Source organism: Verminephrobacter aporrectodeae subsp. tuberculatae At4, from assembly GCF_000193225.1.
In the GTDB taxonomy this organism is placed as follows: domain Bacteria; phylum Pseudomonadota; class Gammaproteobacteria; order Burkholderiales; family Burkholderiaceae_C; genus Acidovorax; species Acidovorax aporrectodeae.
Genome location: NZ_AFAL01000444.1, coordinates 1 through 8,646, shown reverse-complemented (window position 1 = coordinate 8,646; position 8,646 = coordinate 1). Strand labels below are relative to the sequence as shown.

General features: G+C 68.0%; 8 protein-coding genes and 1 pseudogene. 2 read left to right on the top strand and 7 right to left on the bottom strand.

Annotation, left to right across the window (positions count from 1 at the left end; translation table 11 throughout):
* The 7 genes from VTU_RS27365 to VTU_RS0114375 form a co-directional block, all read right to left on the bottom strand.
* Positions 1-186: response regulator (locus tag VTU_RS27365; RefSeq protein WP_010105357.1), on the bottom strand; the 186-nt coding region annotated here is incomplete at its 3' end.
* 18 nt (positions 187-204) lie between these two features.
* Positions 205-858 (bottom strand): hypothetical protein, encoded by a 654-nt coding sequence (locus VTU_RS0114400; protein WP_010105355.1) that lies wholly within the window; start codon positions 856-858, stop codon positions 205-207.
* Positions 851-2,305 (bottom strand): sensor histidine kinase, encoded by a 1,455-nt coding sequence (locus VTU_RS0114395; protein ID WP_029554415.1) that lies wholly within the window; start codon positions 2,303-2,305, stop codon positions 851-853. The genes VTU_RS0114400 and VTU_RS0114395 overlap by 8 nt, the downstream gene beginning before the upstream one ends.
* Before the next feature lie 23 nt (positions 2,306-2,328).
* A complete protein-coding gene (miaB, locus tag VTU_RS0114390) occupies positions 2,329-3,672 on the bottom strand; it encodes a tRNA (N6-isopentenyl adenosine(37)-C2)-methylthiotransferase MiaB (RefSeq protein ID WP_010105352.1) in 1,344 nt (447 codons plus the stop codon).
* Between the two features lie 92 nt (positions 3,673-3,764).
* Positions 3,765-4,199 (bottom strand): hypothetical protein, encoded by a 435-nt coding sequence (locus VTU_RS0114385; protein WP_010105351.1) that lies wholly within the window; start codon positions 4,197-4,199, stop codon positions 3,765-3,767.
* Positions 4,200-4,308: 109 nt separating this feature from the next.
* Positions 4,309-5,649, bottom strand: coding sequence for a c-type cytochrome biogenesis protein CcsB (gene ccsB / locus VTU_RS0114380; RefSeq protein WP_010105350.1), 1,341 nt, complete (start codon positions 5,647-5,649; stop codon positions 4,309-4,311).
* A complete protein-coding gene (locus VTU_RS0114375; protein ID WP_010105349.1) occupies positions 5,613-7,829 on the bottom strand; it encodes a cytochrome c biogenesis protein ResB in 2,217 nt (738 codons plus the stop codon). Before VTU_RS0114375 ends, ccsB begins: the two co-directional genes overlap by 37 nt.
* Positions 7,830-7,870: 41 nt before the next feature.
* Between VTU_RS0114375 and VTU_RS32835 the strand changes: the two genes are divergently transcribed.
* Both VTU_RS32835 and VTU_RS32830 read left to right on the top strand, forming a co-directional pair.
* Entirely contained in the window at positions 7,871-8,179 is a 309-nt protein-coding gene (locus tag VTU_RS32835; protein WP_138927901.1) for a hypothetical protein, read from the top strand.
* 280 nt (positions 8,180-8,459) lie between these two features.
* Positions 8,460-8,646: pseudogene (locus tag VTU_RS32830) on the top strand (ISL3 family transposase); the annotation flags it as partial.

Sequence of the window (8,646 nt, the reverse complement as noted above, 5' to 3'; positions counted from 1 at the left end):
GCGTCCCGGCAGGCGCACGTCGCTGAGCACGAGCTGCGGGTGCACCAGGTCGAGTTGCGCCAGCGCGGCCTCGGCCGATTCTGCGGCCACCACCGCGTAGCCTGCGGCGCTCAGGCGCAGCGCGAGCAGCCGCAGCATGTCGGCGTCGTCGTCGACGATGAGGATGCGCGCGGGGGGGGCGGCCATGGGCGTTGCGGCGCGGCGTTATTGCGCGGGCCGGGGGCGCGCGCCGCCGTTGCCGGATGCGGGCGGCGCTGCGGGGCGGGTCGTCAGGCTGCGCTCGATGGCGCGCATGGCTTCCAGCTGCTCGTTGAGCTGCTCGTTGCGGCGCTGGGAATCGCGCAGCTGCTGGGCCTGGCGGTCGAGTTGCTCTTCCAGCCGGCGCTGCAGCAGCAGGCGCGACTCGAGCAACTGCGCCAAGGGGTGCAGGGTCTGGGCGGCCGGGGCGTTGTCGCCCAGTACCCGCTGCACCAGCCCCAGCGCGCGCGCCGTGTCTGCTGGCTGGCGGGTCTGCGCGAGCGCCATGGCGAGCAGCAGCGGGACCTGCCGGGAGGCTTCCTGCGCCGCGTCCAGGCGGGCGATCTCCTGCGGGAGGTCGGCCGGCGCCAGGCGCAGGATGCGCGCTGCCTGCGCCAGCCACTGCGCGACCGGGTCTTCCAGGGCCGGCGGCGCGACCCCGTCCCCTGGCGTTGACGACGCTGCGTCGGCGGGCGCCGCGGCGGCAGGCATGGTGGGCGCCGGCCGGGTGTCGGGCGCGCCGCAGCCGGCCAGCAGGAACGCCCCGAGCAAGGCCGCCCTGCCCGGCGAGAGGAAGCGGCGCAAAGCGGCGCCGGCGTGCAGCGCGAGATGGTCAGGCATGCGGCAGCTCCATGCGAAAAAAGGAGTGATCGCCAGCGTCCACCACGCGCACCTGGCCGCCATGCGCGGCCACGTATTCCCGAACGATGGACAGGCCGATTCCGGTGCCGCGCACCGCGTCGCCGGGCTGGTGCAGCCCGCGGTAGAAGGGCTCGAACACGCGCTCACGGTCGTCCTCGGCGACGCCGGGGCCCTGGTCCGAGACGTCCAGCCGCACCCACCCCGGCGGGCAGGAAAGGGTCAGCCGCACCGTCGCGCCCTGGGGTGAAAAGCGGATCGCATTCGAGAGCAGATTGCCGACGGCCACAGCGATCTTGTCGGCGTCGATTTGCAGGGACAGCGCAGGCCCTTCGATCTGCACCCGCAGGTCTTTCGCCTGCCATTGCAGGCGCTGGGACTCGACCTGGGCTTCGAGCAGCGCGAGCAGGTCGGTGTCCTGGCGCTGCAACTGGCGCGCCTCGAAAGCGGCCGCGTTGAAACGCAGCAGGGCCTCGATCTCGCGCTGCAGCACCAGCGTGTTGTGCTGCAGGATCTGCGTCACCTCGCGCTGGCCGGTGTTCAGCGCGCCGGTCACCCCGTCCTGCAGCAGCGCCACGCCCTCGCGCAGCGCGGCCAGCGGCGTCTTGAGTTCGTGCGAGACATGGCGCAGAAAACGCGCCTTGTCGGCGTCGAGTTCCAGCAGGCGCAGGCGCAGCCATTCGAGCTGCTGTCCGACCCGGCGCACGTCGCCGGGGCCGCTGATGAGGACGGCTTGATCGAGCCGGTTCTCGCCGAGCCGGCGGATCGCGCCTTCCAGGCGCTTGAACGGGCGGGCCAGCCAGATTCCCAGCGCCAGCGCGAGCGCCAGCGCCAGAACGATCGCGCCCACCACCTGGTGCGTCACGTTGCGTTGGCTGGCCTCGATCCGGCCCTGCAATTCCTTGGCGCGCCGGGCATTCATGTCCTGCACCGATGCGACGATGGCGGCGTGCAGCGCGGCCAGCGCCACGAACTCCTCGGCCACCAGGCGCTCGTTGTCCAGCGCCCGCTCCGGGGGCGCGTCCAGCAGCGCCTCGATTGCGTCCAGATGCCTGCGCCATTGCCTGGCCTGGTCCGCAGGCAGCGCCCCTGCGCGCAGCCGTTCGAGAATCGCCTGCGCCTCCACGGACATGCTCTCGAAGCTGCGGCGCAAGGGCCGGTCGTGCAGCACCAGAGACTGCCGGGCGGCGCGCTCCAGCGCCTGCCCGCGCTGGCTCAGCGCCTGCGCTGCTGCGCTCAGATCGGTGGCCTGCGCAGCGCCATCGCGGCTTTGCAGCATGAGCTGCTCCAGGGTGTGGAGCGCGCGCAGCGAACTCGCGCCGAGCAGGCCGGCCAGGAGCAGGAACGCCAACAGCAGGAGTTGCTGAAACGAGGGTCCATGCGAACCGGATGTCCGCCCGGGCGCGCTGTGCGGGCTTTCCGGGGGCATGGTCGCGTCCGTCCCGCTGCACCTCAGACGGTCCGGGCTGCGGCAGGCGCAGGCACCGCGCCCCGCAGCGTGTAGGGCCGGGCCTCGGTGATCGTCACGTCGAGCATCTGCCCCACCAGGTGGGGCGGGCCGGCAAAGTTGACCGTGCGCCGGCACTCGGTGCGGCCCATGAGTTCGGCGGCGTCGCGCCGGGATGCGCCCTCCACCAGAATGCGCTGCACCGTGCCCACGAGGCCGGCGCTGAGCGACTGGATGTTCGCGTCGATGACCCCCTGCAACTGCTGCAGGCGGCGCAGCTTCACCGCGTGCGGCGTGGCGTCGTGCAGGCTGGCGGCCGGCGTTCCGGGGCGGGGGCTGAAGAGGAAGCTGAAGCTGTTGTCGAAGCCGATCTCGTCGATGAGCCGCATCGTCTTGTCGAAGTCGTCCTGCGTCTCGCCCGGGAAGCCGACGATGAAGTCGCTGCTCAGCGCCAGGGCGGGGCGGATGGCGCGCAGCTTGCGCACCGTGCTTTTGTACTCCATGGCCGTGTAGCCGCGCTTCATCGCCATCAGGATGCGGTCGCTTCCATGCTGCACGGGCAGGTGCAGGTGGCTGGCCAGCTTGGGGATGCGGGCGTAGGCGCCGATCAGGCGGGGCGTGAACTCGTTGGGGTGGCTGGTGGTGAAGCGGATGCGTTCGATTCCCGGAATCTCGGCCACGTATTCGAGCAGCAGCGCGAAGTCGGCGAGCTCCGCCGTGTCGCCCATCCGGCCCCGGAAGGCGTTCACGTTCTGGCCCAGCAGCGTGACCTCCTTGACGCCCTGTTCGGCCAGGCCCGCCACCTCCACCAGCACATCGTCGAAGGGCCGGCTCACCTCTTCGCCGCGCGTGTAGGGCACCACGCAGTAGCTGCAGTATTTGCTGCAGCCTTCCATGACCGAGACAAAGGCGCTTGCGCCTTCGACGCGGGCGGGTGGCAGGTGGTCGAACTTTTCGATCTCGGGAAAGCTGATGTCCACCTGCGCCCGGTCCAGGCGCTCGCACTGTTCGAGCATCTCGGGCAGGCGGTGCAGGGTCTGCGGGCCGAACACCAGGTCCACATAGGGCGCGCGCTCGATGATCTGCGCGCCCTCCTGGCTCGCCACGCAGCCGCCCACGCCGATCCTGACCCCCCGGGCCTTGAGGTGCTTGACGCGCCCCAGGTCGCTGAAGACCTTTTCCTGCGCCTTTTCCCGCACGGAACAGGTGTTGAACAGAATCAGGTCGGCCTCGTCCAGGTTTCGGGTGGTTTCGTAGCCCTGCGCGGCGCGCAGCACGTCGGCCATCTTGTCCGAGTCGTACTCGTTCATCTGGCAGCCAAAGGTTTTGATGAAGACTTTTTTGACCATGGAAATTTTCCCAAATGGCGTATGGACACCGCTGCCTGCGTGGCGCGGCGACTGCGCATCCGGCAGGTGCGCCAACGCGCACGGATTGCGCGCTACTTCGACACCGCGTTCGGGTGGGTGACGATGTTGCTGATGATCGCTGCGCTGCCCTTGCGGGGCTGCGCGGCTTCGTTTTCGGTCAGGATCCAGACGGTGTGCAGCATGCCCGTGCTGACTTCGATCAGGTAATTCACCCGGAGGGGCTGGCCGATGAGGGGATGCGCCATGACCAAGGCGTTTTGCGGGCTGAACAGCCGCAGGCCCGGCGCAAGGCGGATCGGCTGGCCGTTGAGTGTGGCCTCGGAGGTGCTCACGAGAGTCAGTATGCCGCGCAGCGCCCGCTGCGGAAAGCTGCGGCCCGCGCCCGGCGCGGACTGCGCTTGCGCGGCGGCGGGCAGCAGCGTGGCAAGCAAGGCGCAGACAAACCATGCGCGCCAGCGGGGGCGTGCGGGGGGCGGAAGGGGTGGGGTCGTGGTGCAGCGGTTCATGGTTTACATCCAGGGGCTGAAGGCGCGATTCTAGGCGCCATCGGCAGGCATGCCCGGGCGCGGCAGGTCGCCAAATGTTGCGCCCCCTGGTGGCCCGCCTCCGGCAGATTCAGAGCGTGCCATAGCTGTGCAGCCCGCTCAAAAACATGTTTACGCCCAGAAACGCAAAGGTGGTGACCGCCAGGCCCGTGAGCGCCCACCAGGCGGATACGGTGCCGCGCAGGCCCTTCATGAGCCGCATGTGCAGCCAGGCGGCGTAGTTCAGCCAGACGATCAGCGCCCAGGTTTCCTTCGGGTCCCAACTCCAGTAGCCGCCCCAGGCCTCGGCGGCCCACAGCGCGCCGAGCACGGTGGCGACGGTGAAGAACGCAAAGCCCATGGCGATGGATTTGTACATCATGTCGTCCAGGACCTCGAACGCCGGCAGGCGCTGCGCAATGCGCGTGCGCCCGAGCAGGATTCCCGCGACGATCAGGGCCGAGACGCCAAAGTACACCGTCCAGTAGCTGCCCGCGTTCTCGCTTGCGCCCTGGCGCAGGACCACGGGTTCAAAGCACAGCGCCACGCCCAGCAGCCACAGGGGCGCCAGCCGGTACCAGCGGGTTTGCGCGGCCTGGCGCTTGACGAGGTAGGCAAACGCCACCATGGCGGACAGCGCAAAGCTGCCGTAGCCGATGAAATTTGCCGGAACGTGCAGTTTCATCCACCAGCTCTTGAGCGCGGGAACCAGCGGCTGGATTTCGTGCGCCTCGCGCACCACGGTGTACCAGAGCAGGAAGCCGACCGCGGCGCTCACCACCAGCATCACAAAGCCGCCCAAGGCGCGCGTGCCGTACTGCTGCTCGTAGTACAGGTAGAACGCAGTGGTCATCCAGCAAAACAGCACGAACACCTCGTACAGATTGCTCACCGGGATATGGCCGACGTCCGTGCCGACGAGGTAGCTCTCGTACCAGCGCACCAGCGTGCCGATGAGCGCCATGGCCAGCGCCGCCCAGGCGATGCGCGCGCCGAGCAGGCCCATGGTCCGGCCCTCGCCGCGCGCGAACATGCCGATCCAGTAGAAGGCGGTGCTCATGAAGAACAGCATGCTCATCCACAGGATCGCGGACTGGCTTGACAGAAAGTATTTCAGGGCGAACACCGTCTCGGCGCGCGCCAGGCTGCCCGCGCCGTCTTGCTGGTACAGGCCGATCGCCAGCAGCGCCGCCGCAGCGACGACGAGCATCAGCACCCGCAGCGGGCGCCAGAACCAGCCCAGCCAGAGCGCGCCGGGAATGGCCCCGAGCAGGATGCCCTGCTCGTAGGCGTCCATGTAGCCGCCGTAGCGCTGCAGCGCGTACAGGCCGCCCGCGGCCACGATGGCGGCAAACAGCCAGTCAAACCCGCTGCGCCGGGCGAAGAAACCTTGGTTCAGGGTGATCGTGGTGGTCGTGGTGGCGGTATGCATGCGCTGCTTTCGTGGGGTGGGACTCCGATCAGTTTCTGTGCGAGCCGGGCAAACTCCTGATCGCCGTCCATGGTTTTGCGGTTGCTCGACAGGGCCATGCTGGCCTGGCAACCGTCGCCCCGGGGGGTGAGCCAGACCCAGACGCGCCGCTCGCGCACGTAGAGCATGGCAAAAATGCCCAGAATCAGCAAGGCGCAGCCCAGGTAGACGACGTTTCTGCCAGGCGCGCGCGCCACCTGGAAGACGCTCGCCTGCACCTGCGTGAAATCCTTGAGTTCAAAGGCCATCGGCGCGGGGTAGATCTGCGCGTCGCTGAGCGCGATCACGGCCTGCGTCATGAAGCCCCGGGTCTGTTCGTCCTGCGGCAGCGGCGGCAGGCCGGCGCGCTCGCGCGACAACTGGGCCAACTCGAACAAAGAGCCGTTGAGAATGCGCACCAGCACCTCGCTCGTGCGCGCGCGCTCGGCCTCGGGAACATTCGCCTGCATGAAGTCGGAGATGGCCTGTAGCCCGCCGCCGGGCTTGCCGTCCACCGGGCTCTGGCCCGCAAACAGCGCCAGCGCGCGCAAGGCGGACTGGCGCAGCGGCTCGGCCAGATCGGGGCGCGTGGCGTCCACGGCCTGCGCGACGTAGCGGCGCACGGCCTGCGCGCGCGCGTCGGGGTCGGCAAGCGCGGCCTGCAGGCGCACGAAGCCATCCATTGCGCCCTGCCCGTCGGCCGGAATACGCAGGTAGCGAAAGGGCTGCGCCGGTGATTCGCGCACCCCCAGCAGGAATACCGGAACGCCGTCGCCCATGTCCACGGGCAGCATGTAGTTGTGGAATTCACGCGCCTGGCCCGCCGCATCGCGCAGCTTGTAGCCCACGCTGGGGCCCACGTTGCGCAGTTCCTTTCGGGTGGCGGTCTTGTTCGCCGCGCCCAGGCGCGCCTGCACGGCCGCGCGCACGTCCACGCCATTGCCGTCGGAGTCTGCCGCGCCAAAGTTCTCGACGTTGATCGCGCGCAGCGCCGTGAACTCCAGCGTCAGCAACTCGCTGCCCGCTCCGCTGCCCTGGCGCGTGAGCTGCGTGGAGCCGCCCACCACGCCCTGCACCTCGAACGCGTGGACACCCGCCGCCATGGGCACGGCGCGCAGCTGCACAAGTGAGCCGCCGTCGTCAAAACTCGACTGGTAGATCTCCACGCCCCCGTAGCTTGCAGGATGGTTCACCTCCACGCGCGCCGGCGTCTTCTGCCCCGTGGCCTTGTCGTGGATGACGATCTCGCTCGCGAACAGCTTGGGCATTCCGGTGGAGTAGTACTCGACGATGAACTTCTTGAGCTCGATGGCAAACGGCAGCTCCTGCAAGAGCACGCCGTCGGACTGGTTCAGGACGGCCGTGCCCGAGCGTGCGCCCTCGGCCACGAGCAGGTTGCCGCGAAAACTGGGGTTGCGCTCGGACAGGCGATGCCCGGGCGGCACGTCGGCGATCGAGCCGCCGCCCTGGTAGGGCGTTTTGCCGCCGAGCAGCATCTGGGCGCGCACCATGAGGTCGCCGTCGAGCAGCCCGCCCAGGCACACCAGCACGATGGCGCTGTGCGCGGCGATGTAGCCGACCTTGTTCGCGGCGCCGGCCCTGGCGGCGACCATCCAGCCCGTTGCGGGGCCCGCCGCGCTGTCGCGCTGCTGCAGGCGCACCTTCCAGCCGCCGCCCGCGAGCAGTGCGCCGATGCGGCGCGCCTGCGCCTCGGCAGACGCGGGCAGATCCGCCTGCGCCCGGTGGTGAAAGGCCACGAGGCTTTGCGCGCGGATGTTTTCCTTGCAGGTCCGCAGGTCGACGAGAATTTTCGGCGTGTTGCGCGCGATGCATAGCGAGGTGCTCAGCACCAGGAACGCCAGGATGAGCAAGAACCACCAGGCGCCGTACACCGCGTCGAGCCCGAGCGCGGCAAAGAGCCGGGCCCAAAAAGGACCGAACTGGTTCACGTAGTTGACCGCCGGCTCGTGCTGCCGGAGCACCGTGCCGATCACCGAGGCAATGCAGATCAGCGTCAGCAGCGAGATCGCAAAGCGCATTGAGGACAGCAGCTCGACCCCGGCGCGCAGGGCCCGGGAGCCGGACTGCAGGCGCAGGCCCTGGGTATCTGTCGGACAGGGATGAATGGATGAAAGCGGCGGGGTGCGGGAGATCGGCGGCATGCGGGCCCAGGAGTGTAAGCCCATGCGCGCAGGAAGATCCATTGTCCTGCAAGGACATCCGTGTGATTGGCGCCCGGCAGTCATGCACCAGCACGCCGGCGCAGTCCTTCAAAACACCGAACGCATTGACTGCCTCGATGCCCCGCTTATTGTTCAACAAATGTATGGATATTTGCAATGGCATTATGTTTCGCTACTGTACTGATTATCTGGAATCCAGAGCCGCGCACCGCGAATCCTTGGGGATGGCCGCTCAGCAATCCGCTCGCCAGATAAGATCAGTTTTATTTGACGCACTGCGCGATACGCATGTCCAAGAGAATCTGGAGATCCCAAGGGTAATCGCCTAGACTAAGGTGCGGAAGTTTGGATTTATAGTTCCTGCGAATCTATTATCTTGCCGCACAGGAACGGGGGTATGGATATGGGACATTCAGCACAGCAGGCTTCCCGCATTTCCCTGGGTCGATCCGGGTATGGACAGCGCATCGCGGAGAAACGCAAGGGCTCCTCGTCGTTTCGTGTGGAAACCAACATGCACAATAGCCGCTGGTAGTGGATGCTGATGGGCAGGTCGCCTTGGGCTTGTCGGCAGGTCCGTCGGGTTGGTGTTGAGCATGGGAGTGTCTGATGAGTGTTGAAATGGAAGCGCTGTTCACCAATGCGCTGGGGTTGCAAGCGCCGTGGGTTGTCGAGAACGTCAAGCTCAACACCACCGACCGCCGGATCGATTTCGAGATTGGCTGCCAAGGCGCCGCCCTGGCGTGCCCGACCTGTGGTGCTGCCGCACAGCCCATTCATGACCGGCTGCTCCGCT